Annotated in this window: 24 protein-coding genes; 5 read left to right on the top strand and 19 right to left on the bottom strand. The window is 71.8% G+C overall.

Features of this window, described 5'->3' with window-relative positions:
* Window positions 1-5: 5 nt before the first annotated feature.
* The 5 genes from betA to BMX97_RS03685 form a co-directional block, all read right to left on the bottom strand.
* Complete coding sequence (gene betA, locus BMX97_RS03705) at window positions 6-1,700, bottom strand: choline dehydrogenase (protein WP_091745528.1); 1,695 nt, start codon at window positions 1,698-1,700, stop codon at window positions 6-8.
* Window positions 1,701-1,755: 55 nt separating this feature from the next.
* Window positions 1,756-3,225: a betaine-aldehyde dehydrogenase gene (gene betB / locus BMX97_RS03700; protein WP_091745526.1), complete on the bottom strand. Its 1,470-nt coding sequence runs from the start codon at window positions 3,223-3,225 to the stop codon at window positions 1,756-1,758.
* A gap of 68 nt (window positions 3,226-3,293) precedes the next feature.
* Complete coding sequence (gene choV, locus BMX97_RS03695) at window positions 3,294-4,559, bottom strand: choline ABC transporter ATP-binding protein (RefSeq protein ID WP_091745524.1); 1,266 nt, start codon at window positions 4,557-4,559, stop codon at window positions 3,294-3,296.
* Complete coding sequence (gene choW / locus BMX97_RS03690) at window positions 4,556-5,413, bottom strand: choline ABC transporter permease subunit (protein WP_091745522.1); 858 nt, start codon at window positions 5,411-5,413, stop codon at window positions 4,556-4,558. The genes choV and choW overlap by 4 nt, the downstream gene beginning before the upstream one ends.
* A gap of 91 nt (window positions 5,414-5,504) precedes the next feature.
* Window positions 5,505-6,446: a choline ABC transporter substrate-binding protein gene (locus BMX97_RS03685; protein ID WP_091745520.1), complete on the bottom strand. Its 942-nt coding sequence runs from the start codon at window positions 6,444-6,446 to the stop codon at window positions 5,505-5,507.
* A 279-nt stretch (window positions 6,447-6,725) separates the two neighbouring features.
* Here BMX97_RS03685 and betI point away from each other — a divergent pair, with 279 nt between their 5' ends.
* From betI to BMX97_RS03670, 3 genes are all read left to right on the top strand, one after another.
* Window positions 6,726-8,744, top strand: a complete 2,019-nt coding sequence (gene betI / locus BMX97_RS03680; RefSeq protein WP_091745518.1) for a transcriptional regulator BetI — start codon at window positions 6,726-6,728, stop codon at window positions 8,742-8,744.
* Window positions 8,745-9,210: 466 nt separating this feature from the next.
* Entirely contained in the window at window positions 9,211-10,188 is a 978-nt protein-coding gene (locus tag BMX97_RS03675; protein ID WP_091745516.1) for a TorF family putative porin, read from the top strand.
* A gap of 124 nt (window positions 10,189-10,312) precedes the next feature.
* Window positions 10,313-11,119 (top strand): trypsin-like peptidase domain-containing protein, encoded by an 807-nt coding sequence (locus BMX97_RS03670; RefSeq protein WP_091745514.1) that lies wholly within the window; start codon window positions 10,313-10,315, stop codon window positions 11,117-11,119.
* A 7-nt stretch (window positions 11,120-11,126) separates the two neighbouring features.
* Here the strand turns inward: BMX97_RS03670 and BMX97_RS03665 are convergent, their stop codons facing one another.
* From BMX97_RS03665 to BMX97_RS03600, 14 genes are all read right to left on the bottom strand, one after another.
* Window positions 11,127-11,462: a hypothetical protein gene (locus tag BMX97_RS03665; RefSeq protein ID WP_244538262.1), complete on the bottom strand. Its 336-nt coding sequence runs from the start codon at window positions 11,460-11,462 to the stop codon at window positions 11,127-11,129.
* 26 nt (window positions 11,463-11,488) lie between these two features.
* Complete coding sequence (locus tag BMX97_RS03660; RefSeq protein ID WP_091745512.1) at window positions 11,489-12,052, bottom strand: hypothetical protein; 564 nt, start codon at window positions 12,050-12,052, stop codon at window positions 11,489-11,491.
* An 8-nt stretch (window positions 12,053-12,060) separates the two neighbouring features.
* Window positions 12,061-13,020, bottom strand: a complete 960-nt coding sequence (locus tag BMX97_RS03655; protein WP_244538261.1) for a YncE family protein — start codon at window positions 13,018-13,020, stop codon at window positions 12,061-12,063.
* Window positions 13,017-13,574, bottom strand: a complete 558-nt coding sequence (locus tag BMX97_RS03650; protein WP_091745510.1) for an SRPBCC family protein — start codon at window positions 13,572-13,574, stop codon at window positions 13,017-13,019. Before BMX97_RS03650 ends, BMX97_RS03655 begins: the two co-directional genes overlap by 4 nt.
* A 2-nt stretch (window positions 13,575-13,576) precedes the next feature.
* A complete protein-coding gene (locus BMX97_RS03645; RefSeq protein ID WP_177202115.1) occupies window positions 13,577-14,587 on the bottom strand; it encodes a vWA domain-containing protein in 1,011 nt (336 codons plus the stop codon).
* Window positions 14,584-15,198, bottom strand: coding sequence for an MxaK protein (locus BMX97_RS03640; protein WP_177202114.1), 615 nt, complete (start codon window positions 15,196-15,198; stop codon window positions 14,584-14,586). Before BMX97_RS03640 ends, BMX97_RS03645 begins: the two co-directional genes overlap by 4 nt.
* Window positions 15,195-16,247, bottom strand: coding sequence for a vWA domain-containing protein (locus tag BMX97_RS03635; RefSeq protein WP_091745508.1), 1,053 nt, complete (start codon window positions 16,245-16,247; stop codon window positions 15,195-15,197). The genes BMX97_RS03640 and BMX97_RS03635 overlap by 4 nt, the downstream gene beginning before the upstream one ends.
* Window positions 16,244-17,251, bottom strand: a complete 1,008-nt coding sequence (locus BMX97_RS03630) for a nonribosomal peptide synthetase MxaA (RefSeq protein ID WP_244538260.1) — start codon at window positions 17,249-17,251, stop codon at window positions 16,244-16,246. The genes BMX97_RS03635 and BMX97_RS03630 overlap by 4 nt, the downstream gene beginning before the upstream one ends.
* Window positions 17,248-18,090, bottom strand: a complete 843-nt coding sequence (locus tag BMX97_RS03625; RefSeq protein WP_244538259.1) for a DUF58 domain-containing protein — start codon at window positions 18,088-18,090, stop codon at window positions 17,248-17,250. Before BMX97_RS03625 ends, BMX97_RS03630 begins: the two co-directional genes overlap by 4 nt.
* Window positions 18,087-19,118 (bottom strand): AAA family ATPase, encoded by a 1,032-nt coding sequence (locus BMX97_RS03620; RefSeq protein WP_091745504.1) that lies wholly within the window; start codon window positions 19,116-19,118, stop codon window positions 18,087-18,089. The genes BMX97_RS03625 and BMX97_RS03620 overlap by 4 nt, the downstream gene beginning before the upstream one ends.
* A gap of 160 nt (window positions 19,119-19,278) precedes the next feature.
* Window positions 19,279-19,563, bottom strand: a complete 285-nt coding sequence (locus BMX97_RS03615) for a methanol dehydrogenase [cytochrome c] subunit (protein ID WP_091745502.1) — start codon at window positions 19,561-19,563, stop codon at window positions 19,279-19,281.
* 111 nt (window positions 19,564-19,674) lie between these two features.
* Entirely contained in the window at window positions 19,675-20,271 is a 597-nt protein-coding gene (gene moxG / locus BMX97_RS03610; protein ID WP_091745500.1) for a cytochrome c(L), periplasmic, read from the bottom strand.
* A gap of 69 nt (window positions 20,272-20,340) precedes the next feature.
* Window positions 20,341-21,270 carry a methanol oxidation system protein MoxJ gene (gene moxJ, locus BMX97_RS03605; RefSeq protein ID WP_091745875.1) on the bottom strand — a complete coding sequence of 310 codons (930 nt, stop codon included), beginning with the start codon at window positions 21,268-21,270 and terminating at the stop codon, window positions 20,341-20,343.
* Window positions 21,271-21,345: 75 nt separating this feature from the next.
* Window positions 21,346-23,220, bottom strand: a complete 1,875-nt coding sequence (locus BMX97_RS03600; protein WP_091745498.1) for a methanol/ethanol family PQQ-dependent dehydrogenase — start codon at window positions 23,218-23,220, stop codon at window positions 21,346-21,348.
* Between the two features lie 566 nt (window positions 23,221-23,786).
* On the opposite strand from BMX97_RS03600, the gene BMX97_RS03595 reads away from it, so the two are divergent.
* Both BMX97_RS03595 and BMX97_RS03590 read left to right on the top strand, forming a co-directional pair.
* Window positions 23,787-24,689: a LysR family transcriptional regulator gene (locus tag BMX97_RS03595; protein ID WP_091745496.1), complete on the top strand. Its 903-nt coding sequence runs from the start codon at window positions 23,787-23,789 to the stop codon at window positions 24,687-24,689.
* 318 nt (window positions 24,690-25,007) lie between these two features.
* The gene (locus tag BMX97_RS03590; RefSeq protein WP_091745494.1) at window positions 25,008-26,582 is read left to right on the top strand and encodes an ABC transporter substrate-binding protein; all 1,575 of its coding nucleotides are present in this window, start codon (window positions 25,008-25,010) and stop codon (window positions 26,580-26,582) included.

The following is a 26,582-nucleotide window of genomic DNA, read 5'->3' as shown; positions in this document are numbered from 1 at the left end:
CCCCGTCACGCCGCGCGGGCGGGGACGCTGCGCACCGGCGCGTCGCCGGCGACGAAGTAGGGCGCGTCGCTGCGCGGCAGCGGCGCCCGGCCGCGGATGCGGTCGGCGATCTTCTCGGCCATCATGATCGTCGGCGCGTTGAGGTTGCCGGTGACGATCAGCGGCATGATCGAGGCGTCGACGACCCGCAGGCCCTCGAGGCCGTGGACCCGGCCCTCCCCGTCCACCACCGCCATCGCGTCCTCGCCCATCTTGCACGAGCAGGAGGGGTGATAGGCGGTCTCGGCGTGCTCGCGCACGAAGGCGTCGAGCTCGGCATCGGTCCGCCGCGCCGGGCCGGGGCTGATCTCGCGGCCGCGATAGGCGTCGAGCGCCGGCTGGGCGACGATCTCCCGGGTGATGCGGATCGCGTCGCGGAACTCGCGCCAATCCTGCTCCGTCGCCATGTAGTTGAACAGGATGCTCGGATGCTCCCGCGGGTCGCGGGAGGTCAGGCGGACCCGGCCGCGGCTCGGCGAGCGCATCGAGCCGACATGGGCCTGGAAGCCGTGCGCCTTGATCGGGTTGCTGCCGTTGTAGCTGATCGCCAGCGGCAGGAAGTGGTACTGCAGGTTGGGCCAGGCGAAGTCCGGGCCCGAGCGGATGAAGCCGCCGGCCTCGAACTGGTTGCTGGCGCCGATGCCGGTGCCGAGGAACAGCCACCGCGCCCCGATGGCCGGCTGGTTCCAGGGCCGCAGGGCCGGCGCCAGGGAGACGGGCTTCGTGCACTCGTACTGCACGTAGATCTCGAGGTGGTCCTGGAGGTTCTCGCCGACCCCCGGTAGGTCGAGGACCACCGGCACGCCGAGGCCGCGCAGGAGGTCCGCCGGGCCGACGCCCGAGCGCTGGAGGAGCTGGGGCGAGGCGATGGCGCCGGAGCAGACCAGCACCTCGCGGCGCGCCCGCGCCTCGGCCGGGCGCCCGCCCTGCAGGTAGGCGACGCCGCTCGCGCGCCGGCCCTCGAACAGGACCCGGTCGGTGAGCGCCCCGGTGACGATGGTCAGGTTCGGGCGGGCCCGCGCCTGGTCGAGGTAGCCCCGGGCGGTGCTGGAGCGGCGGCCCTTCGGGGTCACGCTCCGGTCCATCGGCCCGAACCCCTCCTGCTGGTAGCCGTTGAGGTCGGGGGTGCGCGGGAAGCCGGCCTGGACCCCGGCCTCCACCATGGCGGCGAAGAGCGGGTTGGCGCCGGGCTTCGCCGTCGTCACGCTCAAGGGGCCGTCGCCGCCGTGATAGGGGTCGGGCCCGGCGTCGCGGCTCTCGGCCTTGCGGAAATACGGCAGGCACTGGTCGTAGGACCAGCCCGACAGGCCCGGCAGCTGGGCCCAGCCGTCGTAGTCGAGGGCGTTGCCGCGGATGTAGCACATGCCGTTGATGAGCGAGGAGCCGCCGAGTCCCTTGCCGCGGCCGCATTCCATCCGCCGCCCGTTCATGTGGGGCTCGGGATCGGTGAGATAGGCCCAGTTGTAGCGCCGTCCCTGGAGCGGGTAGGCCAGCGCCGCCGGCATCTGGGTGCGGAAGTCGAGGCGGTGATCCGGGCCACCGGCCTCGAGCAGCAGCACCGTCGTGTCCCGGTCCTCGGTGAGCCGCGTGGCGAGCACGTTGCCGGCGGAGCCGGCGCCGACGATGATGAAGTCGTACTCGGGTGCGTCTGTCTGCGGCATGATCTCGGATCCGGTCTCGGGGGACGGGCGGCGCGGGCGGGTCGCGGCTCCTGCGTCAGAACACGGGGGCGAAGTCGCCGAGCTCGACCTGGATCGACTTCGTGCGGGTGAAGCGTTCGAGCGATTCGATGCCGTTCTCGCGGCCGAGGCCCGATTGCTTGGTGCCGCCGACCGGCATCTCGGGGGGCGACTCGCCCCAGGTGTTGATCCAGCAGATGCCGGCCTCGAGGCCGTGGACGACCCGGTGGGCGCGGACGAGGTCGCGGGTGACGACGCCGGCGGCGAGGCCGTACGAGGTGGCGTTGGCCCGGGCGAGCGCCTCGGCCTCGGTCTCGTAGCCGAGCAGGCACATCACCGGCCCGAAGATCTCCTCGCGCACGATCTCCATGTCGTCGCGGCACTCCCCGAACACCGTCGGCGCCACGTAGGCGCCGGCCGCGAGTGCCCCCTCCGGCGCGTGGCCGCCGACGAGGAGGCGGGCGCCCTGCTCGACGCCCGAGCGGATGAAGCCCAGCACCTTGTCGCGGTGGGCGTGGCTCGCCAGCGGCCCGAAATTCGTCGCCTCGTCGAGAGGGTCGCCCATGCGGATGCGCGCCACGCGCTCCAGCACCCGCGCGGTGAAGGGCTCCATCAGGTGCATCGGCACGAAGACCCGGGTGCCGTTGGTGCAGACCTGGCCGGAACTAAAGAAGTTCGCCGCCATCGCGATGTCGGCGGCGCGATCGAGGTCGGCATCGTCGAGGACGACGAGCGGCGACTTGCCGCCGAGCTCCAGCGTCACGTCCTTGAGGGTCGAGCGGGCGGTGCCCGCCATCACCTTGGCTCCGGTGGCGGTGCCGCCGGTGAACGACACCTTGGCGATCGCCGGGTGCTCGGTGAGCCAGGTGCCGATCTCGGTGCCCAGCCCCGGCAGGACGCTGAACACGCCCGCCGGCAGGCCGGCCTCGGCATAGATCCCGGCGAGCGCGAAGGCGGTGAGCGAGGTGACCTCGCTCGGCTTGAACAGCATCGCGTTGCCGGCGGCGAGCGCCGGGGCCGACTTCCACAGCGCGATCTGGATCGGGTAGTTCCAGGCGCCGATGCCGGCGACGAGGCCGAGCGGCTCGCGGCGCGTATAGGCGAAGGAGGTCTCCCGCAGGGGGATCTGCCGGCCCTCGATCGCGGCCGCGAGGCCGGCATAGTATTCGAGCACGTCGGCGCCGGTGACGATGTCGACGCTGCGGGTCTCGGCGATCGGCTTGCCGGTGTCGAGGGTCTCGAGGCGGGCGAGTTCGTCGTTGCGGGCGCGCAGGAGACCGACCGCCCGCATCAGCACCCGGCCGCGCTCGCGCGCCGGCGTGGCGGCCCAGGCCGCCTGCCCGGCCCGCGCGGCCTCGATCGCGTCTTCCAGGTCCTCGCGGGTCGTGTGCTCGACCTCGGCCAGCACGCGGCCGTCGGCCGGGTTGATCGCCTGGAAGCGGCGCCGTCCCGCCTCCGCGGCGGGGCGCCCGGCGAGGAAGGGACGGTGGATCGGAACGGACGGCATCGGTGACGACCTCGGGGAACGACCTCGGCGGAGGGGGATGTCGGGCGGGGCGCGGGCGACGGCCGCGCTCACGGATTCTGGAGCAACCCGCGATAGATCTCGCCGTGGTCGCACAGGCCGGCGAGGCGCCCGAGATCGTCCACGAAGACGATCGGGTAGGGCGAGCGCAGGCGCAGGTCGATCGCGGCCCGCAGCGGCAGGTCCACCGGGGCGACCACGAGGCCGGGGGTCTCGCCGTCGCCGGCCCCGCTGCCGTCGACGCGGCCGAGCGGCATCTCGCGCCCGCGGACCTGGGCCGAGACCGGGCGCTCGGCCCGGTCGAGGCGCAGGCGCACCTCGCCGCTGCCGTCGAGCAGCACGGCGTCGCCGTCGCGGCGCAGGGCGGCGGCGGGCGTCATCACGGCGCCGCTGTCGAACACCTCGAGGGGGTTCATGTGCTTGACGAACTCGGCCACGTAGGCGTTGGCCGGCCGCAGCACGATGTCGGAGGGCGTGCCGTACTGGACGACGTGGCCGCCCTCCATGATCGCGATGCGGTTGCCGAGCTTCAGCGCCTCCGACAGGTCGTGGCTGACGAACACGATGGTCTTGTTGAGCCGGCGCTGCAGCTCCAGGAGGTCGTCCTGCAGCTTGTCGCGGATCAGCGGGTCGAGGGCCGAGAACGGCTCGTCCATCAGCAGGATGTCGGCGTCGGTGGCGAAGGCCCGGGCGAGGCCGACGCGCTGCTGCATGCCGCCCGAGAGCTCCTGCACCATCTTGTCGGCCCAGGATTCGAGACCGACCATCGCGAGCTTCTCGTCGACGACGCGGTTGCGCTCCGCGGCCGGCACGCCGCGCAACTCGAGCCCGAACCCGACATTGTCGCGCACGCTGCGCCAGGGCAGCAGGCCGAATTGTTGGAAGACCATCGAGACGGTGTTGAGCCGCACCTCGCGCAGGGTCGCGGCCCGACAGCGGGTGACGTCGACCGGCTCGCCGCGGTGGCGCACCAGCACCGCGCCGCGGGCGACCTTGTTGAGCCCGTTGATCGCCCGCAGCACGGTCGACTTGCCGGAGCCCGACAGGCCCATCAGGACGCAGATCTCGCCCGGCCGCACGTCGAGGCTGACCTTGAACGTGCCCATCAGGACGTCGGTGCGCCGGCGGATCTCGTCGCGCGTCAGGCCCTCGTCGGACAGGGCGAGCGCCGCCTTGACGTTGCGGCCGAAGGCGATGTCGACGTCGCGCAGCGCGACGGCGCAATCGGGAGCGGGAGTGGCGGGGGCCGGGTCCGTCGGGACGGCCACCGGGGCGGCGTCCGAGAGGGTGCGCCGGTCCGTGTCGATCGCGGTCATCGGGCGGCCTTCCGTTTGCGTGGCGCCGGACGCTTGCACACGCGGTCGAGGATGACGGCGAGGATCACGATGGCGAGCCCGGCCTCGAAGCCCATCGCGATGTTGACGGTGTTGAGCGCGCGCACAACCGGCTTGCCGAGGCCGTCGGCGCCCACCAGGGCGGCGATGACCACCATCGACAGGCTCAGCATGATGCACTGGGTGATGCCGGCCAGGATGGTCGGCATCGCGCTCGGCAGCTCGACCTTGAACAGCATCTGCGTCCTCGTGGCGCCGTAGGCGAGCGCCGCCTCGCGCAGGCTCGGGGGCACCGAGGCGATGCCGAGCTGGGTCAGGCGGATCGGCGCGGGCAGCGCGAAGATCACCGTCGAGATGATGCCCGGCACCGTGCCGAGGCCGAACAGGACCAGGGTCGGGATCAGGTAGACGAAGGTCGGGATCGTCTGCATCAGGTCGAGCAGCGGCCGGATCGCCTCGTAGAACAGCGGCCTGTGCGCCCCCAGGATACCGACCGGCACGCCGATCAGCACGCAGACCGCCGTCGACCAGATCACCAGGGAGAGGGTCTCGATCGTCGCCTCCCAGTAGCCGAGGTTCACGACGAGGAGCAGCGAGGCGACGATGAAAAGCGCGAGCCCGATCGAGCGGTGCAGCAGGTAGGCCCCGAGCGCGAACAGCCCGATCAACATGAGCGGCGGCACCGCGATCAGCCCGTCGGTCAGCCCCTGCACCATCGCGCTGAGGACCGTCGAGACCAGGTCGAAGAACGACTGCGCATGGGTGTTCAGGAAGTCGACGAAGACCTTGAGCCAGATGCCGAGCGAGATTTTGTGGCCGACGATCCAGTCGTACATGGGGGGTGCACCCGCTTCATGGAATGACGGGGGACCGCCGGCCGCCGCCGACGGGCTCGGGGTGGCGGCGGGCGCCCCCCGCCGCGCGGCGTCAGTGGAGCCCGAGGCTCGCCCGGACCGCCGGCAGGGCGGGCTTGCCCTCGAGGGTCTCGACGCCGTCGAGCCAGCGCGACCAGGTGCCCGGATTGGCCTTCAGCCAGGTCTCGGCGGCCTTCTCGGGGGCCAGCCCGTCGAACAGGATCGAGCCCATCACCAGGTTCTCGGTCGGCAGGTCGAAGGTCAGGTTCCTGAAGAACCTGCCGAGGTTCGGGCACTGCTCGGCGAAGCCGGTGCGCAGGTTGGTGAAGATCTCGGCGCCGCCGTAGTTCGGCCCGAAGGTGTCGTCGCCGCCCGACAGGTAGCGCATCTTGAACTTGGTGTTCATCGGGTGGGGCTCCCAGCCGAGGAACAGGATCGGCTCCTTGCGCTGCACGGCGCGCTCAACCTGGGCGAGCATGCCCTGCTCGCTCGATTCGACCAGATCGAAGCCCCCGAGATCGTACTTGTTGTCCTTGATGATCCCGAGGATCACCCGGTTGCCGTCGTTGCCCGGCTCGATCCCGTAGATCTTGCCCTTGAGCTGGCGCTTGAACTTGTGGATGTCGTCGAAGCTCTTCAGGCCCTGGTCGTACAGATACTCGGGCACCGCGAAGGTGTATTTGGCCCCGGTGAGGTTCGGCCCGATCACCTCGACCTCCTTCTTGTCGAGGTAGGGCTTCCGGTCGGCCTCCATCGTCGGCATCCAGTTGCCCAGGAAGACGTCGATGTTCCTGGCACCGAGGGACGCGTAGGTCACGGGGACCGACAGGATCTTGGTCTTGGGCGCGTAGCCCATGCCGCTCAGCACCCGCGAGGCGAGGGCCGTCGTCGCCGTGATGTCGGTCCAGCCGACATCGGAGAACCGCACCGCCTTGCAGGAGGCCGGATCGGCCGCAGCCGCCGGCGTGGCCAGCAGGGACGCGCCCAGGAGCGCACGAGCCAGGATATTTCGCATGACACCTCCGACCACACCCCAGCCGGGCTTCCCGCCGGCCAGCCCCGTTGAACGGACATTCAATACGCTGATTTTCCCAAAGTCACGCAAAATTTTTCATCATTCCTTGCATCATCGTGCGGCTTTCGGGAGTTTTGTTGTGCGTCGCAGCATGTCAAGCGAAGTCATCGGGGGGCATGGGCATTCCCTCCTGCCACGGGCGGCCTTGTCGTCTGTGAGGTTTTGAATGATCATTCAATCCGTCGTCGGCGGTGCGGCCACCCACGGGGCGAGGGGCGGATGAATAGGCAAGAGACACGGCAAGAGACACGGCGAGAGACCCTGCAGAGCTTCGAGGCGGCCCGGCGTCGGCACCTGATCGAGGCGACGATCGAGACCCTGGCGGAGGTCGGCTTCAAGGCCGCCTCGCTGAGCGAGATCGCCCGGCGGGCCAACGTCTCGACGGGCCTCTTCGCGCATTACTTCGGCGACAAGGACGGGCTGCTCGAAGCGACCCTGCGCTTCATGGCCGCCCGCCTCGCCCGCGCGACCGCGGCGCGGCTGGCGGCGGCCGCGACCCGGCGCGACCGGCTCTTCGCCGTCGGCGACGCGGCCCTCGCCGACGAGGAGTTCGACCGGCGCACCAGCGCCGTCTGGCTCGCCTTCTGGGGCCAGATCACCCATTCGACGCGCTTCCAGCGGGTGCAGCACGTCTACCAGCGCCGGATGGTCACCAACCTGAGCCACGCCCTGCGCGGCCTGGTGCCGGAGGAGTGCGTGGCGACCTACGCGACGATGATCTCGGCGATGATCGACGGGCTCTGGTTGCGCTCCCACGTCGCGGCGGGCCGCGACGGGAGCGAGGGCGACGCCGCGCGGGCGCGCCGGACGGTCCACGCGCTGGTCGACGGGCTGCTGGCGGGCACCTCGCTCCGGCCGGGATCCGGGGAAGCGCCGGCGATCCGCGTCTCCCGCCCCGCCGACGCGGCCCCCCTCGTGCGCCACCTCAGCCCGGCGACGGGCGAGGAGATGGCGCGCTTCTCCCCGGCGCGCGCGGCCGAGATCGACCGCGCGGTCGAGGACGCGCATCGCGGCCTTTCGGCCTGGAAGGCCCTCGGCGCGCCCGGGCGGGGACGGGTCCTGCGGCTCTGCGCCGAAAGGCTGCGGGCGGACGGCGCGGACCTCGCCCGCCTGGAGAGCCGCGAGACCGGCCGTCCGTTGCGCCACACCGCCGGCCCCGACCTCGCGGAGGCGCTGCGCCTGCTGGACGCGGCCGCCGCCCTCGCCGAAGGGAGCGGCACGACCTGGACCGATCTCGGCGACGGCCGGGTGGCCCGCCTGCGACGCGCGCCCGCGGGGGTCGTCGGCGCCGCACTGCATTGGAGCGCGCCCGTCCCCGGGCTGTGCGCGCGGGCCGACGCGCTCGCCCGCGGCAACGCCCTCGTCGCCTGCGCCGATCCGCGCGCCACGCGGACGCTGTCCCGCCTCGCCGCGCTCCTCGTCGGCGCGGGCTTTCCCGAGGGCGTGCTGACGGTCCTGGCCGGCGACGCCGAGAGCGCGCGCCTCCTGCGCGGCCATCCCGGGCTCCTCGCCGAGCCGAACCCGTCGCGCGGGGCGGACGAACTCGATCTCGGCGCCGGAATCGGGGCGCCGAAGGCCGGGACGATCGTGCTGCCCGGCGCCGATTCGGCCCGCGTCGCGGCCGCGATCCTCGGCGGCGGCCGGAGCTGGACCGGCTCCACCTTCGCGAGCCAGGCCCGCCTCCACGTCCACGCGCAGGCGCTGCCCGGCCTGCTCGACGCCCTGCGGGCCGGGGCGGCCGCGAGGCGCGTCGGCGATCCGCTCGACGGGGCGACCGAGATCGGCCCCCTGGTGTCGCGCGAGATCGGGACCGGCCTCGACGCGGCGCTGTCAGCCGACCTCGCGGCCGGCGCCAGGCTGGTCGCCGGCCGGCCCCCGGGCTCGGCCTGGCCGGGATTCCTGGTGCTCGACCGCTGCACTGAGGCGATGCGGCTCGTGCGCGGCCACGCCTTCGCGTGCGTCGTGGTGCCGATCCCGTTCGACGACGAGCGGGCGCTCGCCGCCCGCCTCGCGCGGGAGCGGGGGCACGGCGGCGAGGCGCGATCGTTCGGTCTCTTCTCCGGCGATCCCGCGCGGGCCTGGCATCTGGCGGACGCCCTCGAGGCGGATCTCTGCGTCATCGACGGCGATCGGCCGGGCCGGGATGCGGTGGCCGGCCCCGTCGACCGGGCGGATGGCGGACGGGAGCTGGATCGCGCGTTGCGCGTCGTCGGCCCCGCCTTCGGTCCGGCTGGATGAGGTGCGCCCGGCCGTCGGCCGGGCGCTCGCGAGCGGACCGCGGACCGTCACCCTTCTAAATCGATGCGCTGACAGTACTCCTGGGGATCGATCTTGTTGAAGCCCTCTATCAGAGCAGGAATTTTCCATTTATATTCTATTACATCACCATCGAAATCTATGTAATAAGCGCCGATCAGTAGCATGTATCAAATTTTAGCCTTTTCGCGTCGGGGCGCCGGGCGGCGCGGTGGGTGACAGCCCGACGTCGGACAGTGAGTGTTGCACGAATACATCGACTTGCCGTACGTCACTTTTCATCCCGTTTGAACGCGTGACAGGATGCCGCTGCTGCGAAACAAATGAAGTGCTCAGGATGATTTCTTTGCCGAAGGCGAAGATCCGCGGAGCCAAACACCACGCCAGTATCTACGCCTCGATCATGGGCGACCGCTGTGCTGTTTTCCTCCAGCTTCCGGACACTCCGATGTCGACTCGCCTTTCCTTGCTGGCCGTTCCACTTGCCCTGACCTTCCCGTCGGTGAGCCGCGCGGCCGACGCGCCGGTGCCGAAACAGGCCCCGACCGTGGTGCCGACGCTGCCGGCGGTCGACCCGCAGATGGTCTCGGCGGCCTTCGGCTTCCGCTTCGTGTCGGATTACAACTCGCGCGGCATCTCGCAGACTAACCGTCATCCAGGCGCCCAGGGCTACCTCGAGTTCCACATGCTCGACGGGCTGTTCTACGCCGGCCTCGCCGGCGCGCAGGTCGACCTGCCGAACCGGCCCACGATGGAGATGGACTTTTCCGCCGGCATCCGGCCGACCTTCGGCGCCTGGTCGTTCGACCTCGGCTACCTGTTCTACAACTATCCCGGCGAACGCGCCCTGATCGGTCCGGACGGTACGATCTACACCGCCAACAACGCCGATTACTACGAGTTCGTCGGCAAGGCCACCTACGCGGTGAACGACGCCCTGACGCTCGGCCTCAACGTCTACCACTCGCCGAGCTACTTCGGCACCCACGCACCGGGCACCTACGTCTCCGGCGTCGCCAAATACACCATCCCGGAGGGCGCCTTCGGGGTGATGCCGAGCGGCTTCCTCGTCTCGGCCGAGGTCGGCCAGTACTTCCTCGGCACGACGCGCGCCTCGTTCGGCGTGTTCAAGCTGCCCGACTACACGTACGGCAACGTCGGCATCGCCTACACGGTCAAGAACTTCACCATCGACCTGCGCTACCACAACACCAGCATGACGAAGAGCGAGTGCGGGCTGATCACCGCCGACCCGCGCAGCATCCTGAACGGCACGTTCCGCTCCAACTGGTGCGGCGCCGCCGTGGTGGCGACGGTCTCGGTCGACGTGACCTCGAAGGATCCGGGCATCTTCGCCGGCCAGGCGACCCTGGCCCCGTCGGTCCCCGGCCGCACCAGCGACGCGGAAGGGCCGGCGGTGCGCTGACCGGGCGGGCCGGGCGCCGCCGCCGTGTCGCAGAGCCACGCTCGCCTTGCCGCTTGACGCAGAGACGTCACCGATCTGTAATTCTCGCGGGTCCGGCAAGAAGACCCGCGAGGATCGCGCCGCCATGCCCTATCGGAACCGGCAGATCCTGACGCTCCTGCTCGGTGCGGCGCTTGTGTCGGGACCGGCGGCGGCGGGGGATGGCCGGCTCGCCGCGCTCTACCCGCAGGACGGGCGCCGGGCGATGGCCGGGCCGGACTTCGCCCGCTTCCCGGGGGCCGGCATCCTGTTCTGCCGCGACGCGGGCGGCGTGCCCAAGCGGGCCGCGGCGGCCTGGCTGATCGCCGGGCCGCGGGTGGTGATGCTGAACGCCCATAATTTCCGCAGCCGGCGCCTCGAGGTCACCCGCGCGGTGGCCGATTGCTTCTTCCAGATCGCCGGCCGCAACCACGATTTCGAGCCGGACAGCCTGCACCTCGGCGTTGCGCCCGGGGCGAGCGCCCTGCACATCACCGACGACTGGGCGCTCCTGTCCTTGCGCGAGCCGGTCACCGCGGTGGCCGCGCAGCCGGTGCCGGATGCCGCCGCCCGGCTGCCCACCGGCGGCGGGACGGTGCCGGTGACGATGGTCTCCCCGGCCGGCCACGAGAATTTCGGCAGCGCGACGAGCCTCGAGGCCTGCGCCATCCGGCAGGTCGACCGGCCGGGCGAGGACGGGATCCGCATGGCCCGGCACGATTGCAACAACGGCTACGGCGGCTCGGGCTCCGGCCTGTTCGACGCGGCCGGGAACCTCCTCGCCATGCACAGCGCCTCGCTGTCGATGAACTCGCGCCGCGCCTACGACGGCGAGTTCCACTACGGCTCGGCCCTGCTGCTCGAAGGCCCGCTCCTCGACGCCCTGCGCGAGGCGGCGGCGCGGACCCGGTAGGTCCGGGTCAGCCCGGCCCGATCAGGCCGGGCACCACCGTACCGTTCGGGCCGAAGCGCTCCTGCGCCTGGCGGCAGCTCGCCTCCGGGTCCTTCTGGTAGGCGTGGGTGTAGGTGGCCGAGCGGATCAGCGCCTCGCCGTGCGACAGGGCCGCGAGATCGGTGCCGAGCCGCTGCACGACCTTCCGGAACCGGGCGTAGTCCGGCTTCGCGCCGGGGCAGGATTCGGCCACGAACCGGACCAGGCCCGAGAGCTTGACCGCGTCGTTGCTGACGGCGTTCGGCGTCTCGGCGGCGAGGACCGGGCTCGACGTCAGGGCGAGGAGGAGGGCGGCGCGGCGCATCGGGGCTGTCTCCGGAAGGGGGCGGATCATCGGGGCGACGAAGGGCGGAGGACTTCGGGGGGAGGGTCTTCGGTGCCGGCGGTGCTCCGCTCGGCGGGATCGGGCCCGCCCTGGGCCCCGTAGCTCTCGCGAAGCCGGTCGAGGGCGGTGCGGTTGTCGGCGCCGGCGGTGCGCAGGTTGACGTATTGCTGGCACAGGGCGCCGTAGAGCTGCCGGCGCCCGGTCGGAGCCGCGACCGCGGTGAGGCCCGAGACCAGGGTCTCGGGGTCCGGCACGCTCGCGACCATGCGGGCGACCTGCGCCGTGCGGTTGGCGATCATCCGCTCGTCCTCGATGAAGTGCGGGCGGGCGAGGGACAGGGCCGCCCGGAGGGCCGCGACCGTGGCGTCGGCGGCCGGCACCGGATGGCCCGCGGCACGGGCGGCGAGCCACAGCGCCGGGTCGGTGCGGTCGTCGGCGCCGAGCCAGTCGGAGCGGCCGGCCGTGTCGCGGCGGGCGACGACCGGGGGAACCTCCTCGCGGGCCGGCTCGTCGCCGCAGCCGGCGAGCACGAGGAGGACCGGGAGCGCCGCACGCGCAAGGATCGCCACGATACGCCTCACCGGAGCGAGGCCGCGAGGCCGCGGGGACCGTCGGCCAGGGGCAGCCGCGCGAGTTCCCGGCGCGCCTGCGGATCGACGAAGGAGAGGTCGCCCGAGAACCAGTTGGCCACGGCGACGCGGCCGTCCTCCAGCGCCAGCACGCCCTCGGGGTAGCGCCCGACCGGAACCTCGCCGAGGGTCGAAAGGCCGTCCGCCGCGATCACCGCGACGGCGCCGGCATGCTGGCGGCTCACCACCACGAGGCGGCCGTCGGCCGTCGCGGCGACGCCGTAGGGCATCGCCCCGACCGGCACGGTGGCGAGCGCCGTCAGCGTGGCGGTCGCGATCACCGTGAGGTCGCCGCTGCGCACGTTGGCGACGTAGAGCCGCGCGCCGTCCGGGCTCAGCGCCAGGGCGAAGGGCCCCTCGCCCGCCGGCACCGTGCCGACGCTCCGCATGGCGGCGGTATCGATCGCGACGACCCGCCGGTGCTCGCGGTCGGCGACGTAGAGCCGTCCCCCCGTCCGGTCGAGGACGAGGCCGGCGGGATCGGCGACCGGCACCGCCGGCCCCGTGGCCGCGCCGGTGCGGGGGTCGCGCCGCACCACCTCGCCCCGGCGCCAGTCGCCGACATAGAGCGCCGATCCGTCCGGCGCCGCCGCGATGCCGAAGGGCGATCCCGGGTGGTCGAGGCGGGCGACGACGCGGCCCGCGGGCCCGTCGATCACCGTGATCGCCCGATGGTCCGGGTGGGTGACGTAGACCCGCCCCCCCGGCCCGGTCGCGAGCCCGGCGGGGCCGGGCCCGACCGGGATCGTGGCGACGACCCGGTTCGTCGCGGGATCGACCCGCGACACCACCCCGGCCTCCTGGCCCGCGACGTAGATCTCGCCCGCCAGGGCGCCGTGTGCCCAGGCCAGATGGGCGAAGGCCGGATGGGCAAAGACCAGGACGGCGAGGAGGCGGGCCCGCCTCACCGCCTGCTCTCCACCTTCGCCTTCAGGCCGGCGAGGCCGGCCTCGAGATACGCCTTCATCGCCGCCCGGCCGGCCGCGTCGCTCAGTTCCTCCGGCGGCTCGTTGCCGGTGTCGCCGCGGTAGAAGCGGCCGAACCACGCCACCTTGCTGCCCGTCCCGTCCGGCGTCACCGTGAGGGTGGCGGAGTAGGACGACACCGGCAGGGCCTTCAGGTCGGGATCGTCGAGGCGGTAGGAGTAGCTGCGCTGGGCGGCGTCGTACTCGTCGAGGCTCTCGTGCAGGGTCCCGCCGTTCTTCAGCGTCAGGGTCCGGGTGTCGCCGTTCTTCGTGCCGTCGCCCGTGCTCGTGCCGCTCGCGACGAGCGGGTTCCAGTCGGCCACCGCCCCGAACTTGCCGGCGACGGCCCAGACCGCGTCGGGCGGCGCCGCGATGGCGACGTCGGCCTCGATCTTCTGCGGGGTCGGCCCGTGGGCCAGCGCCGCGGACAGGCCGGCGCCGATCGTCAGCACGACCAGGGCGGCGCGGCGGGGCGGGCGAATGGGGAAACGACGCATGATCACGCTCCGTGACGAAGGCGGGAGACGGCCCCGGCCAGGCGCGCGCGCCACGGCAGGAAGCCGAACAGGACGGACAGGAGGGCGAGCGCCCCGGCGCCGAGCACCGGACGCGGGTCGAGGAGGACCGGCCGCGGCCGGGGCGTCGCCGCCGCGGTGAGCGCCGCGGCCAGCCCCGCCGGATCGGCGAGGGGCGCGTAGGCGAGGCCGGTCTCGGCGGCGAGGCCGCGCAGGTAGGTCTCGCGCACGGTCGAGAGATGCTCGGTGCCGGGCGCCGCGACGCCGCCGAAGGGGGCGTTGCGCGGGTTGTAGCCCTCGCGCGTCTCGGCGCCCGGAGGCGGCGGGCCGAAGCGGTTCTCGTGCGGCACGTCCTCGGGCCCGTAGAACCCGATCTCCCGGCCGCGATCGTCGTAGCGGGGGATCGGCGACGGGACGTGGCCGCCGGCCCCGACGATCAGCCCGCGCACCGCGCCGGGTTTGCCCTCGAAGGCGGGCCCGCCCCGGGCCGGCAGGGGCGGCGCCTCGTGGCCGTCGGTGACGAAGACGAGGTCGCTGCCGAGCTCGCCCGCGAGGGCGACGGCGCGAAACAGTCCGGCGGCGATCCGGCTGTCCCCCTCCCAGCCCATGCGCCAGTCGAGGCCGGCGATCGCCCCGTCGAGGGCGGCGAAGTCGGCGCAGGTGTCGATCGGCTCGAACAGCAGGAAGGTGCGGCGCTCGGCGAACAGCCCGAGGCCGAGCCGCGAGCCGCAGGGCAGGTCCGCGGCGAGCACCCGCAAGGCAGCCTTGGCCCTGTCGAGTCGGCTCGCCGGCTTGCCCCCGAGGGTTTCGTCGCGGGTGTTCATGCTGCCGGTGATGTCGACCACCACCACCGCCTCGACCCGCCGGCCGGTCACCGGCAGGCGTGGCGCCACCGCGGTGAGGAGGGTGAGGCCGAGGGCGCAGGCGAGCAGCCGTCCGCGGGACTCGCCGAGGAGGCGCGCGACGGCACCCGACAGTGGGTTCGGGGCGGTCACGGCAGCCCCCGCGGCTGGCCCGGGATGTCGGTCCAGATCTTTTTCGGGTCGGCCGGCATCTCCTCGCCCCGCTCGCGACCCCGCTCGGGGAAGTCGCGCACCAGGCGCGAGGCGACGTCGAGGTTGAACTTGGCGTCCCAGGCCTCCGGCCGCAGGGCGAGCGCCCGGCGATAGGCCTGGCGCGCGAGGCCGACCAGGGGGGCGGCGGGGTCGAGCTCACCGGCCTCCAGCTTGGCGAAGGCCTGCCGCAGCCGCGCATTGGCGAGCGAGACCTGGGCGCGTCCGCGCAGGTCCGCCGAGCCGGTGCGGTCGAGGGCGGCGACGAGCGGCTCGGCCTCCTCGAACCGCTCCAGGGCGGCGAGGAAGCGGATGCGGGCGAGGAGCAGTTCGGGCGGCGCCTCGGCGCCCACCGCCCGGTCGGTACCGGCCTCGAGCGCCGCGATGGCCCGGTTGGCGCGCGCATCGCGCCAGGCGAGGCCCGCGCAGACGATCGCCCCGGCGGCGGCGATGAGCGGCAGCGCGACGAGGAGGCCCGAGCGGACGGGCCCCCGGGCCCGGCGCCAGAGCGCAGCGATGGAGTGAGCCGCGACGGGCTTGATCCTGGTCCTCATGCGGCGCGCCGGGTGGTCTGGGACGGGCCGGGCGCGGCCTCGCGGGAGGCGGGGCGCCGACCGGCGAGGTCGGTCTCGGCGAGCTTGCCGGCGACGAGGAGCCCGAGCGCCAGGGCGGCGAGGCCGTAGGCGAACCCCGAGAGGTCGCGCTGCGGGCGCCGCTCGACGAAGGCGATCGGCTTGCGCTCGAGCCGGTCGATCTCGCGGATCGCCTCGTCCACGGCCTGCGCGTTCTCGGCCTCGAAGGCGCGGTAGGGCACGCCGAGGCTCTTGAAGAACAGGTCGAGGTGGCGCTCGGGCGCGGCCTGCGGTGAATCCTCTCCGGCCGGCCTGTCGGCGAGGCCCGGGGAGCCGGCGGTGCGCAGGAACAGCCAGTACAGGGTCGGGTGGATCTTCGTGAATTCCTCGCGCAGGAGCGGCTGCACCCGCCGGTCGATGACCGCGGCGCCGTCCGAGACGAGGAGCAGCACGCGGGAGGCCTGCGGCGCGCCCGGCCCGAACTGCGACAGCGCCAGGCCGAGACCGCGGGCGACGTTGGTCGCCTCCAGGCCGGGCCGGTCGATCGCCCGGATCGCCGCCCGCACGGCCTCGTGCCGGTCGGTCATCGGCAGCACCGCCATCGGCGAGGTCGAGAAGGCCGAGACCGCGACGAGGTCGTGGGCGCGCCGCCCGACGAAGGCCTCGAGGATCCGCCGGGAGGCGGCGGCCTTCGATTCCTCGGCCCCCGAGGGCTGACGGCCGGCGAAGGTCTCGTTCATGCTGCCGCTGCGGTCGATCAGCAGCGAGACCTGCGCCCCCTCCCCGGTCCGCGCGACGCTCTCGCCCGCGAGCCGCGGCCCGGCGAGCGCCAGGACGAGGAAGCCGATCGCCGCCATCCCGGCGAGGGTCAGCACCGCGTCGACGAGGCGCGACAGCCCGTCCGCCGGCACCAGGGCGAGCGAGGGCACCGGCACGCGCCGCTGCGCCGTGGCGACGAGCGGCAGCAGGGCGAGCGGCAGCAGCCAGAGCCAGCCCGGCGCCGTCACGCCGAATCGGGCGAGCAGGCTCACGGTGCGGCCTCCGCCCCGCCCGGCGCCCCCGCCCGCTCTGCGGCGGCGAGCCGGCGCGCGGTGGCGACGAGGTCCGGGAACGGCCAGTGGCGCCGCGCCGCCGCGGGGTCGCGGCCGAAGAAGGCGGCGCGGGAGGCGGCGAAGAACCGGTCGAGCGGCTGCGCCAGCGCAGCGTAGGCCGGGTGCCGGGCGAGGAAGGCGGGCAGATCCTCGCCCATCACCCGCCGCCCGTCGGTGCGGTCGAGGCCGCGATGGAGCGCCAGCAGCGCGTCGCGATAGGCGGCCTCGTCGCCGGACCGGGCGGAGAGGCGGCGCACCTGCCGGGCGGCGGCCGCGAAGGCCCGGGCCGGGCGGCGATGGAGCGGCCACCAGGCCCGGTCGCGGGCGAGGAGCGCGAGGCCGGCGAGGCCGAGCGCCGCGAAGGCCCAGGCGAGGGCGCGGGCCGGCCCGGGATCGCGCCGCGGCACCGGGCTCTCGGGCCGCATGTACTCGGTGGGATCGGCGACGGGCGGCGGCTGGACCTCGCGCAGGGGCGAGACCAGGATCGGCCAGCTCGGAACCTCCGCGACCGCGCTCGTCGTCGAGCGCGCGGCCTCGCTGGCGAAGGTCACGGTGAAGGCCGGGATGTCGAGGCGGCGCACGTCGAGGGCGGCGTAGAAGGTCTGGTAGGTCAGCGAGAGCCGCCACAGCCGGTTGCCGTCCCGCAGCGGCCCGGGGGCCACCGCGACCGACCCGAGATCGAGCCAGTAGGTCAGCGGCCCGGGCTTCGGCAGGGAGGCCGCCTGCGGGGCGAACCCGTCCGCGGCCTCGATCTCGACCGTGGCGTCGAAGCGGTCGCCGAGAAACAGCCCGAACGGCCGCGGGCTGCGCACCGTCACGGTGCCGATCTGGGCGGCGGCGGGCAGGGCCGGGAGCAGCAGCGCCGAGGCGGCCAGGGCACCGGACATTGCGAGCCGGATGGACGGCCGGCTCCAGACCGGCGGCGGGGTCGCACGAGCCCTCATGCGGCGGTCCCGAGGAGGTGACGGGAAAAGTCGTCGCCGTCGAAGCGGCCGGCGAGGCGGTAGGGCGGCCGGCCGTGCCGCAGGGCGAGGCGGCGCAGGGCCTCGCGGCGCTCCGCCTCGCGGGCGAGCCAGCGCGCCCGCAGGGACGGGCGCATCAGCACCCGGCGGCGCCCGCCGCCCTCCAGGTCCTCCAGCTCGATCAGCCCGAAGGCCGGCAGGCCCGCGTCGAGGGCGCCGTCCTCGATCGTCACCGGCACCACGTCGTGGCCCTGCAGCGCCTCGAACAGGCCCGCCAGCACGGGGGCGGGCAGGCGGAAATCCGAGATCGCCAGCACGAGCTTGCGCCGGCCGGAGAGCCCGGCGGCGGCCTGAACCAGCCCGGCGGCGCTCGCCCCGCCCGGCATCACGGCGGCGAGGGCATCGGCCACCGCCTCGGCGGTGCCGCGGCGGCGGGAGGCCGGAACGAGGGTCTCGGCCCGCGCGCCGCAGGCCACCAGCCCGAAGGCGTCGCCGATCCGGATGGCGGAGCGGGCGAGCGCGGTGCACAATTCGGTCACCAGCGCCCAGGCCTCGCCCTCGCCGCGAAACCGCATCGAGGCCGAGACGTCGACCAGCGCCCAGACCTCCAGGGCGCGGCTCTGCTCGAAGCGACGCACCACCGTGCCCTCGAACGGGTCGCGCAGGGTCGCCCGCAGGTCGATGCGGCGCGCATCCGGGTGGCGCCAGAACGGCACCTGGTCGCGGAAGGTGCCGAGCCCGCCGGTGTCGCGGGCGCGGTGCGCGCCCGGCCCCGGCCCGGCGGCGGGCCCGCGCAGGCGGTAGACGATGTCGGGGCTCACGGGGCCGGCACCGTGGCGAGCACCGCGCGGCAGAACTCGGGCAGGATCCGCTCCCGGCGCATCTCGTAGACCGGCTCGAGGAAGATCCGGTGCGCCATCGTCTCGTGGAACACCGCGCGCAGGTCCTCCGGCAGCAGCACGTCGCGGCCCTCGAGCCAGGCCCGGACCCGGGCGGCGCGGATCAGGAAGGCGATGCCGCGCGGGCTGGCGCCGCCCTGGACGAGGGAGTCCATGGCGACGTCCGGCAGGACGATGCCGGACCTGGCCGGCTCGCGCACCACCGACCACAGCCGGACGACGTAGTCCTCCAGGGCCGGGCTCGCGTGGATGCCGTGCTGGAGCGCCGCCGCGATGCCGGAGACCGCCCCCTGGTCGATCACGTCCGGGGCGACCTCGGCGACCAGCGTGTCGGTGTCGTGGAACCGCGGGTCGAAGGCGAGGCGCCGGCGCAGATCCGGATCGGTCGGCGCCTCCATGCCGATCTCCATCAGGAACCGGTCGCGGGCCGCCGCCGGCAGCTCGAAGGTCTCCTCGCGCTCGACCCGGTTGCGGTCGGCGAAGACCTGGAGATGGGGAAACCGGTACTCGCGGTCGAAGGCCTGGACGCTGCGCTCGGCCATCAGGCGCAGGAGCAGGGAATGGACCTGCGGCCGCGCCCGGTTGATCTCGTTGAAGAAGAACACCGAGAGGTCCTGCGACCGGCGCAGCACCGGGCCGGGCTCGATCCGCGGGCGGCCGTCCTCGGCGAGGTAGGTGTGGTAGATCAGGTCGGCGGGCATCATGTCGACAGTGCCCTCGACGCGCTCGTAGGCGCCGCCGAGGGCTCTTGCCACTGCCCGCAGCAGGGTGGTCTTGCCGACGCCGACATCGCCCTCCAGCAGGACGTGCCCGCGAGCGAAGATCGCGATGGTCACGAGGCGGATCGCCCGCTCCTGGCCGACCACCGCCTTGGCGATCTCCGCCTCGAAGCGCAGGGCGGCCTGGCGCCAGTCGGTCAGGGCCGCGTCGGCCGGCCTGATCTGGTTCATGCGGATCGCGGACTCCGGAATCGGTCGCAGGGGAAGCGGGGTGCGGCGCGCTGGAGCATCGCCCGATCGCGCTGCGATCGGGCGATGGCTTGGATCTTCGATCCCACCGCATCGTCCACGGCGAACCGGGATCGACGTCGCCGGACAATGCTTTCGAGATTTATTGGGCCGCGATCTTGTTGACGTCGTATTCCCACTTGCCGGTCTTCTTGAAGGCCTCGACGCGCTTCTTGTTGCGCTCCTCCATCGCCTTGATGGAATCGGCCTGCTTGTTCAGCTCCTTGGGATCGTGCTTGGGATCGTACTTGGTCCCGGCGATCTTGGCCGGGAAGCCGGGCTTGGGCTCCCAGCAATCGCCGGGCGCCTTGCACTTGGTGCCGTCATAGGCGAGGGCCGGCAGGGCCGAGCCGGCGACGAGGGCGAGGACGGCGAGGGTCAGGCGCATGGTGTTCCTCCTGTCGGATTGTCGTTGGGGCCGTGCGGATCGGGGGCCGGAGCGGATGGCGGCTCGGGCCCCGTCGGCCCGGGCCGTGCGGCGGCCCGGGATCGGTCGCCGTCAGGACTTGCCGGTCTTGGCGCACATCCCGGGCGCGTCGTCAGGGAAGGTCTCGCCGAGCTTGTAGGGCGTGTACTTCTTCTTCTGCTCGTCGTTCAGCCACTCGGCGTCGGCCACCGGGCCGGCATAGAGGTGGCGCACCCAGGCGGTGACCTGAAGCATGTCGTCGAGGGTCAGGCTCTCGTTGTGCGGGCCCATCTGGCCGTTGGCGCCGCCGAAGACCGTCGCGAACAGGCCGGCATCGGTCGTGTTCTGGGGGTAGGTCCAGTAATTGTCGGCGAGGCCGGGGCCGATCTTGCCCTCGCCGATATGGCCGTGGCAGCCCGAGCAGGCGGCCAGGAAGGTCTGCTCGCCCTTCTTCAGGCAGCTCGCATCGGTGATGTAGGGGTTGTGGCCGGTGGCGAGGAACTGCTTCACGCCGGGCGTGTCACGCCCTTCCGGCAGCACGTCGGAGAGGTCGAGCTTCTCGCCGGTGACGACGTTGCGCAGGTCCACGGCGCTGCCCTGGGCCGTGGTGGGCCGCGGCAGCGCGCCGAGGCCGGCGATGACGATGACGAGCCCGAGGCTGGCGCCGAGGGCGGTCCTACGCTGGATCATGACGGAACGCTCTATGGGGGAGAGGGGCCGCGCCCGGCGGACCGAGGGGCGCGGGGAAGGCGGGGAGGATCAGGATCCGGTCGGCACCGTCGGCACGCCCTCGTCCTTCAGGATCGCCTCGATCGCCGGGCGGGCCTTGACGAGGGCCTGGTCGAGGGCGGCGAGCAGCGCCTCGTCGTCGCGGCGCACGCCCATCGACTGGTCGAACCGCATCGCGACCTTCTGGCCGTCGCCGCGGGCGGCGTCGTCGGCGACGAGCGTCATGCGCAGCGGCACGCTCGAGGCCTTGACGAAGCGGGCGACGTCGGGACCGAAGGGCACCGCGACGTCGGCCTTGCCGCTCGCGACCTCGCCGACGAGGCGGGCCGGATCGATCTGGGTGTACTGGTTGCGCGGCGAACGGAAGTTCACCAGCGAGTAGAGGTAGGCCATGTCCTCCTCGTAGCGGCCGATGTTCTTCAGCATCACCTCGCTCGGCGAGCCGAACGGCACCGCGACATGGCCGACCTGCTTGAGCCGCGGATCGGACCAGGAGGTCACGTCGAGCCCGTCCTGGGCCCGGGTCACGAAGACGTAGCCGCTGCGGTAATACGGCTTCGTCGTCAGCACCCGCGGGTCGCCGGTATCGAGCCCGGCGACGACGTCGCAGAGCTTCTTGTCGAGGAAGTCGCGCACCAGGTAGATCGCGGGCTTCTCCGACCAGACGAACTGGACCTCGCGCCCCATCGCCTCGGCGACCGCGCCGGCGATGCGGTTCTCGAGCCCGCTGCCGTCCTTGAGCGACAGGGGCGGCTGGGCGGCGGAGGCGCAGACCCGCAGCACGCCCTCGTCGGGGCGGCTCTGGGCGGCGGCCGCGGCCTCGCCGGGGCCCGTTTGCCGGATCTGGGCGGGCGGGGCGGGCGCGGGCTGGGTCTGGGCGAAGGCCGGGGCGGTCAGCGCGGCGGCGAGGGCCGTCAGGCCCGCCAGGCGCAGGCGGGATCGTCCGAACGATCTCAACATGATCGGATCCGTCGTCACGAGGTGAGGCAGCGGGACGCTCCTCCCCGCGGGGGGGAGGAGCGCTGGATCGGCGGATCAGTTCGCCGAGTACTCGCCGACGTTCGGGTCGTCGTACGGGCCCTTGCCGTCGAGGGAGAACACCGTCACGCCGCCGCCCATCTGGGTGTAGTTGGCGAGCTTCTTGAAGGCGCCGACGGCACCGAGGCCGGCGGTCGGATCCTGCAGGTCGAAGACCAGGCCGACGCCCGGCCAGCCGCCGACGCCGTAGTAGATCGCGACGTATTGCGTGCCCTTGTGGGTGTAGGTGATCGGGTAGCCGATCGCGCCGGACGGCAGCTTCGACTTCCAGAGCAGCTCACCCGTGTCGGAGTTGCGCGCCTTGATGTAGCCGTCGAGGGTTCCGTAGAAGACCAGGTTGCCGGCCGTCGCCGTGGTGCCGCCCCAGACCGCGAAGCGCTCCATCTTCTCCCATTTGAACTTGCCCGTGATGGCGTCGTAGGCCTTGATCTGGCCCAGCCCCTCGGCGTTCTGGCGGTCGCCCTTCGGGCCCGGATACATGTTCAGCGTCGCGCCGACGAAGAACTGGCCGGCCCGGTAGGGCAGCATGAAGGGCTCCCAATCCATGCAGATGTGGTTGATGCCCATGAAGAAGAGCTTGCGGTTCGGATCGTACGAATCGTGGCCCTGGTTGTGGTAGCCCATCGCCGAGGGACAGATGTCCTTGGCGAGGTGGTCCATCCGGGTGCCGTATTCGGGGTCGCGCACCGGCAGGCCGGACTTCAGGTCGACGGTCTTGAAGACGTTGACGGTGTCGTCGATCTTGTGCGCCGAGACGAGATCGCCGTTGGTCCGGTCGAGCGTGTAGACGATGCCGTTGCGGTCCGGGTGGGTCAGGAGCTTGCGCTCCTTGCCGGCGAGGTCCTTCTGGGTCGACAGCATCATCACGTTGACGCCGGCATAGTCCCACTCGTCGTGCGGCGTCTTCTGGTAGCCGAACTTGGCCTCGCCCGTGTCGGCGTCGCGGCCGAAGATCGTCATCGTCCACTTGTTGTCGCCGGGACGCATCGTCTCGTTCCACGGCGCCGGGTTGCCGGTGCCGAAGTAGATCAGGTTGGTGCCGGGATCGTAGGCGTACCAGCCCCAGTTGGTGCCGCCGCCGATCTTCCAGGAATCGCCCTCCCAGGTCGAGGTGCCGAGGCCCTTCTGGCCGTAATGGGCGTTCTGGATGTTGAAGTCCTTGGCGAGCAGCAGGTCGGAATCCGGGCCGGTCGCGTAGGCGCGCCACTTCTGCTCGCCGGTCTTGACGTCGTAGGCGGTGAGGTAGCCGCGCACGCCGAGCTCGGCGCCCGACGAGCCGATGATCACCTTGTCCTTCACCACGTAGGGGGCGATGGTCAGCGTCGAGCCGACCTTGATGTCGGAATTCTCGATCTTCCACACCGTCTCGCCGGTCTCGGCGTTGAGCGCCGCGACGTGGCCGTCGAGCAGGGTCTTGAGGATCAGGGCCGGGGTCTTGCCGTCGCCCGGCCAGTAGGCGAGGCCGCGGTTGACGAGATCGCAGCAGGCCACCGAGCGCGCGGCCGGGTTCTGCTTCGGCTTGTCCTGCCACAGGATCTTGCCCGGATCGTCGAGGCCGAGCGCGAAGGTGTTGTTCGGGAACGAGGTGTGGACGTACATCTTGCCGTCCACGACCAGCGGCGCGCCCTCGTGACCGTTGAGCAGGCCGGTCGAGAACTGCCAGGACACCTTCAGATTCTTGACGTTCTTGTCGTTGATCTGGGTCAGGCCGCTGTAGTTGTCCGAGTCGTAGTTCTTGCCCGGCATCACCCAGTTGTCGTCGCTCTTCGACAAGTCGACGAGCTTGTCGTTGGCGAGCGCGGCATGCGGCAGCGCGAGCGGCGCCAGCGCCATCAGGGCTGCCACGGAAACGGAGTTCACAAACTTGCCCATGTTCAGCGTCTCCAATCGGCGTCTCACGTTCACGCGGCCGGCGGGCCGCACGTCGGAGCGTGTTCGCATGATGAGAAATGCCGGGCCCGAGAGAGAATGGCCGAGCCTGCGGCTCGTTCATAGATTTCTCTCATCAAGATCCCTTATGAATAACTTATTACATTTGCTCACCGAAGTCACCCTAGCATCGAGTCATTCCGATGTCTTCCGCAGAGTCGATCTATAGATCGGGAACAAGCGGCAATGCATCTGGGCTATTATCTCGAACTATGTCTCGCCGGCCCGAGGCCGGACGCGGGGAAGGGGCGTCTTAGCGGCTTCACAAGCGATTGGAATCTCGGCGGATCCCGGCGCGGGACCGATCGCTCTTGCAATGCCGCAGAACCAACGCTGCACTGCAGCAAGGTCGAAATCTCGATTCGTCCCGCCTCGGCAAACTTGTAGCCTATTGACAGCAATGGCCTTTCTTGGCACCGCCCGGCCCTAGCGCGCCCGCGCACGGGAGTCCTCGAAGCGCCCCGCGCCGGATTGCGGCGGCACGGCCAAAGCAGCACGGTGACATCGGCATGGCGAAGATCGTGGCTCTCCACTACTTCGCCGTCGTCACCCGGTGCAGCTCGCTGCGCGACGCCGCCAGCCAGCTCGACATCCACCCCAACGTGCTGGCGCGCCACATCTCGCAGCTCGAATACTACATGGACGCGCCGCTGCTCGAGCGCGGTCCGCTCGGCATCCGGCTCACCGCCGCCGGGGAGCTGCTCGCCGCCAAGCTCGACCGCACGATCAACGAGCTCGACCACGTCGTTCGCCTGATCGACGACCTGAAGGGGCTGCGCGGCGGCGTCGTCGGCGTCCACGCCGCCGAGGGCATCGCCTCGGCGATCCTGGTGCCGGTGCTCGCCGCCTTCGCGAGCCGCCACCCGCATGTCCGGGCGCGGTTGCGCACCGGCACCGCCAAGGACGCGATGCGGGCGCTCGAGGACGCCTCCTGCGACCTCGCCCTCACCTTCTTCGCCCCGGCCTCCGACGCGGTCAGGGTGGTGCAGCGCATCTGGCTGCCGCAATTCATCGTCGCGCCGCCCGACCATCCGGTGACCCGGGCCGGCGGCGCGGCGCTCCCGGCGCTCGCGGGCTACCGCTGGGTCCTGCCGGGTCCGGATTTCGGCGCCCGCACCTTCTTCGACCGGGTCGCGGCCGAGGCCGGATGCCGGATCGTCCCGACCTTCGAGGCCTCCTCCCTCGACCTGCAGCGCACCCTGGTGGCGCAGGCCGGGGCCCTGGCGGTGCTGCCCCGCGCGGCGGTCGCCGACGAGCTCGCCGCCGGCACCATGGCGGCGGTCCCCTTCCCCGAGGCGATGCCCGTCGAGACCTCCCTCGACCTCTGCGTCCCGGCCGACCGCCAGCCGAGTTTCGCCGCCGAGCGCCTGCGCCGCGACCTCGAGACCGCCCTCAAGCGCCTGCGCGCCTGACTGCACCGCGGTTCGTCACCTAACGGCAGGCGTGCAACGAAAAGCGGTGCACCGGTCGCACGCTTTCGTCGTAGTCAGCCCGCACAGGCTCCCGCATCCTGCCCCGATCCGCAGCGGCAAGGTCGCGTGACTATTTCGGTGGTCTCTCCGCCGCTTTCCTAGACTTGTCGAGCGCACAGATTTGGGGCGCCGTCGATCAGCGTCGCAGGTCGCACGCGAACTGGTCTGTCGATTGCATGGTCGGCGCCGCGACGGATGCGGTCCGACGCGCTGGTTTCGCCGCCGCACCGGCGGCTCGATTGTGAGGGAGACAACTTGATGGCGTTTCGTCGGTCCGTTCTCGGCCTGGTCGCGGCAAGTGCCGCCCTGCTCGCGCCCGTCGGCGCGCCGGCGCAGACGCTCAAGGCGGTGATGCATTCGGACGTCAAGATCGTCGACCCGATCTGGACCACCGCCTACATCGTCCGCAACCACGGCTACATGATCTACGACACGCTGTTCGCCCTCGACGCGAAGGGCGAGGTCAAGCCGCAGATGGTCGACACCTACACGGTCTCGCCCGACAACCTGACCTACACGTTCACCTTGCGCGACGGGCTTAAGTGGCACGACGGCAAGCCGGTGACGGCGGAGGACTGCGTCGCCTCGATCAAGCGCTGGAGCGCCCGCGACTCCCTCGGCCAGAAGCTGATGACCTTCGTCGAGGGCATGAGCGCCGACGACGCCAAGAGCTTCACCGTCAAGCTGAAGTCGCCGACCGGGCTGCTGCTGTTCGGCCTCGCCAAGCCGTCCTCGAACGTGCCCTTCATGATGCCCAAGCGGGTCGCCGAGACCGACCCGAACCAGCAGATCTCGGACTTCACCGGCTCCGGCCCGTTCGTGATGAAGACCGACGAGTGGAAGCCCGGCGACAAGATCGTTTACACCAAGTTCAAGGACTACAAGCCGCGCTCCGAGCCGGCCTCGGGGCTCGCCGGCGGCAAGGTGGTCAAGCTCGACCGGGTCGAGTGGCTGGCGATCTCCGACCAGCAGCAGGCGGTGAACGCGCTGCTCGCCGGCGAGATCGACGTGATCGAGCAGCCGGCCTACGACCTGATTCCGCTGATCAAGGCCGATTCCAACGTCGCCCTCATCGACTACAACCCGCTCGGCCTGCAATACTCGATGCGGCCGAACCACCTGATCAAGCCCTTCGACAACCCGAAGGTGCGCCAGGCGCTGACCTACGCCCTCAACCAGACCGACTTCCTCCAGGCGGCGGTGGGCGATACCGACTACTACAAGGCCTGCAAGGCGCTGTTTGTCTGCGGCTCGCCGCTCGCCACCGAGAAGGGGATGGACGGGCTGCTCGAGTCGAACTTCGCGAAGTCGAAGCAGCTCCTGAGGGAGGCGGGCTACGACGGCACGCCGATCGTCCTCCTGCACTCGACCGACCTTCAGACCCTGACCAATCTCGGGCCGGTGGCCAAGCAGCTCCTCGAGAAGGGCGGCTTCAAGGTCGATATGCAGTCCTCGGACTGGCAGACCGTGGTCTCGCGCCGGGTGCGCAAGGATCCGGCCGACAAGGGCGGCTGGAACCTGATGAACACCTCCTGGGTCTCGGCCGACATCCTGAACCCGGTGATGTCGAGCTTCGTGAACATGAGCTGCGACAAGGCCCCGTTCGGCTGGCCCTGCGATTCCGAGATGGAGAAGCTCCGCGACGACTTCGCCCGCGAGGTCGACCCGGGCAAGCAGAAGGCGATCGCCGAGGCCGTGCAGGCCCGCTGGCGCGAGGTTGTGCCCTACATCCCGCTCGGCCAGTTCTACATCCCGATCGCCGCGCGCAAGAACGTCACCGGCATCCTGACCGCCGCCGTGCCGGTGTTCTGGAACGTCGAGAAGAAGAAGTAG

Origin of the sequence: Methylobacterium sp. ap11, assembly GCF_900110515.1 — a bacterium.
GTDB classification, from domain to species: Bacteria; Pseudomonadota; Alphaproteobacteria; order Rhizobiales; family Beijerinckiaceae; genus Methylobacterium; species Methylobacterium ajmalii.
The sequence above is the reverse complement of the archived record's forward strand: the minus strand, read 5'-3'. Positions and strand labels throughout refer to the sequence as shown.

Coding starts and splice junctions, on each gene's coding strand:
- BMX97_RS03675 (WP_091745516.1), top strand. CDS start 9,211: ATGTCGACTCGCCTTTCCTTGCTGGCCGTTCCACTTGCCCTGACCTTC.
- BMX97_RS03640 (WP_177202114.1), bottom strand. CDS start 15,198: ATGAGGACCAGGATCAAGCCCGTCGCGGCTCACTCCATCGCTGCGCTC.
- BMX97_RS03590 (WP_091745494.1), top strand. CDS start 25,008: ATGGCGTTTCGTCGGTCCGTTCTCGGCCTGGTCGCGGCAAGTGCCGCC.
- BMX97_RS03685 (WP_091745520.1), bottom strand. CDS start 6,446: ATGCGAAATATCCTGGCTCGTGCGCTCCTGGGCGCGTCCCTGCTGGCC.
- BMX97_RS03595 (WP_091745496.1), top strand. CDS start 23,787: ATGGCGAAGATCGTGGCTCTCCACTACTTCGCCGTCGTCACCCGGTGC.
- moxJ (WP_091745875.1), bottom strand. CDS start 21,270: ATGTTGAGATCGTTCGGACGATCCCGCCTGCGCCTGGCGGGCCTGACG.
- betA (WP_091745528.1), bottom strand. CDS start 1,700: ATGCCGCAGACAGACGCACCCGAGTACGACTTCATCATCGTCGGCGCC.
- choW (WP_091745522.1), bottom strand. CDS start 5,413: ATGTACGACTGGATCGTCGGCCACAAAATCTCGCTCGGCATCTGGCTC.
- BMX97_RS03670 (WP_091745514.1), top strand. CDS start 10,313: ATGCCCTATCGGAACCGGCAGATCCTGACGCTCCTGCTCGGTGCGGCG.
- moxG (WP_091745500.1), bottom strand. CDS start 20,271: ATGATCCAGCGTAGGACCGCCCTCGGCGCCAGCCTCGGGCTCGTCATC.
- BMX97_RS03600 (WP_091745498.1), bottom strand. CDS start 23,220: ATGGGCAAGTTTGTGAACTCCGTTTCCGTGGCAGCCCTGATGGCGCTG.
- betB (WP_091745526.1), bottom strand. CDS start 3,225: ATGCCGTCCGTTCCGATCCACCGTCCCTTCCTCGCCGGGCGCCCCGCC.
- BMX97_RS03650 (WP_091745510.1), bottom strand. CDS start 13,574: ATGCGTCGTTTCCCCATTCGCCCGCCCCGCCGCGCCGCCCTGGTCGTG.
- BMX97_RS03620 (WP_091745504.1), bottom strand. CDS start 19,118: ATGAACCAGATCAGGCCGGCCGACGCGGCCCTGACCGACTGGCGCCAG.
- BMX97_RS03615 (WP_091745502.1), bottom strand. CDS start 19,563: ATGCGCCTGACCCTCGCCGTCCTCGCCCTCGTCGCCGGCTCGGCCCTG.
- choV (WP_091745524.1), bottom strand. CDS start 4,559: ATGACCGCGATCGACACGGACCGGCGCACCCTCTCGGACGCCGCCCCG.
- BMX97_RS03665 (WP_244538262.1), bottom strand. CDS start 11,462: ATGCGCCGCGCCGCCCTCCTCCTCGCCCTGACGTCGAGCCCGGTCCTC.
- betI (WP_091745518.1), top strand. CDS start 6,726: ATGAATAGGCAAGAGACACGGCAAGAGACACGGCGAGAGACCCTGCAG.
- BMX97_RS03630 (WP_244538260.1), bottom strand. CDS start 17,251: ATGAGGGCTCGTGCGACCCCGCCGCCGGTCTGGAGCCGGCCGTCCATC.